This is a genomic window from Paenibacillus agaridevorans (genome assembly GCF_003112455.1).
Taxonomy (GTDB): Bacteria; Bacillota; Bacilli; order Paenibacillales; family Paenibacillaceae; genus Pristimantibacillus; species Pristimantibacillus agaridevorans.
This window is the reverse complement of record NZ_BDQX01000438.1, coordinates 7,717-8,699: the sequence shown is the minus strand read 5'-3', so window position 1 is coordinate 8,699 and position 983 is coordinate 7,717. Positions and strand designations below refer to the sequence as shown.

Here is a 983-nt window from a genome sequence, read left to right as displayed (position 1 = left end):
CCGTCCGCCCCCGCCAAATCTCCCTCTCCCCTCCCCCGCCTCGGGCGGCGGGCAAACGGATCGGCGGAGCTGCGGCGCAGCAAGCTTCCGAGCTTTTAAAGCTGCTGCAGGATGAAGCGAAAGTATTGTAAGCGGGTGACGACAAAGCTTGGTGCGCTGTGGGGTATGGTGTGCTGTTGAGCAAGGGGCATTGTTGGCATGGTGCGTTGTTTAGCATGGTGCGCTGTTTAGTAAGGTGGACTGTTGAGCAAGGGGCACTGTTGAGCATGGTGTGTTGCTGAGAATGTGCGCTGTTGGGCATGGTGGGCTGTTGAGTATGGTACGTTGTTGAGCATGGTGCGTTGTTGAGTATGGTGGACTGTTGAGGAGAAGTGCTGTGTTGAACGGGAAAGCGTAGGGACCGTAGCGGAGTAACTTTCTTTCAATGACTTATAGAAAATGACTTATAGAAGTGGGAGCAACAGCTCCCCTGTACTTATAGCTGACTTTTACATTGCCTCGAGAGGAGTCACGAATCATGAGCAGAACGGTATTAATCTACGCGGAGCGCCGTGATGGCGTTTTACGGCGAGTTGCCCTGGAGGCGCTTGGCGCAGCCAGACGCCTTGCTGGCAACGATGGCGCCGTGCATGCCATCGTTGCTTGCTCGGGCGGCGCTGCGGATGATGTCGACGCTTTGCTGGCGCGTGGCGCAGATGTCGTACATGTTGCCGACAATCCCGCCCTCCAAAGTTACACCCCCGAGGTTTACGCTGCCGTCTTGGGAGCGGCAATGACTGCAATCAGTCCAGACGCCTTGCTGCTCGGCCATACTGCGGCTGGACGCGAGCTTGCGCCTCGACTTGCCGCAACCCACGGTGCCGGCCATATTGCCGACGTCACCGAGATCGAACTGTCCGGCGACGGGACCGTCGCCTTCGTCCGCCCGCTCTATGCCGGCAAGGCGTTCGAGCGGCGCAGCTTCGAGCCCGGCCATCCGTGGA

1 protein-coding gene is annotated in these 983 nt (G+C 58.8%); it reads left to right on the top strand.

The window, feature by feature from the left end; genetic code table 11:
• Positions 1-517: 517 nt before the first annotated feature.
• On the top strand, positions 518-983 hold a 466-nt coding region (locus tag PAT3040_RS33495), incomplete at its 3' end, for an electron transfer flavoprotein subunit alpha/FixB family protein (protein ID WP_373863997.1).